Here is a 589-nt window from a genome sequence, read left to right as displayed (position 1 = left end):
AACTCAAGCATTATAGCAGGAAGAAAAGAACTAGTGTCCTGTAACAATGAAGATCATTTTCGTCTTTGCTCTCCTTGCTATTGCTGCATGCAGCGCCTCTGCGCAACTTGATGTTTTCAGTCAGAGTTATAGGCAATATCAGCTGCAGCCGCATGTCCTGCTGCAGCAACAGGTGCTTAGCCCATGCAATGAGTTCGTAAGGCAGCAGTATAACATAGCGGCATCCCCCCTCTGGCAATCAGCTACGTTTCCACTGAGAAACAACCAAGTCTTGCAGCAGCAGTGCTGCCAACAGCTCAGGCTGATGGCGCAACAATCTCAGTACCAGGCCATTAACAGTGTTTGGGCGACTGTCCAACAGCAACACCTCCAGCAGTTTGGTGGTCTCTACTTTGATCAGACTCTAGCTCAAGCCCAAGCTCTGTTGGCTTTTAACTTGCCATCTATATGCGGTATCTACCCTAGCTACTATAGTGCCCCCAGTAGCATTGCCATCCCTTATGGTGCCTTGTACTGAATTGTAACAATATTGCAGTTCAGAAATTACAAATAAAGTCAGATATCATCATATGTGACATTTGAAACGTGG

1 protein-coding gene is annotated in these 589 nt (G+C 46.3%); it reads left to right on the top strand.

Features of this window, described 5'->3' with window-relative positions:
- Positions 1-46 precede the first annotated feature (46 nt).
- Complete coding sequence (locus H8K38_RS18765) at positions 47-517, top strand: hypothetical protein (RefSeq protein ID WP_186886265.1); 471 nt, start codon at positions 47-49, stop codon at positions 515-517.
- Positions 518-589: the final 72 nt, after the last annotated feature.

The sequence above is a fragment of the Undibacterium sp. FT79W genome (assembly GCF_014284215.1).
Classification (GTDB): domain Bacteria; phylum Pseudomonadota; class Gammaproteobacteria; order Burkholderiales; family Burkholderiaceae_D; genus Undibacterium; species Undibacterium aquatile.
This window is presented reverse-complemented; position numbering and strand designations above follow the sequence as displayed.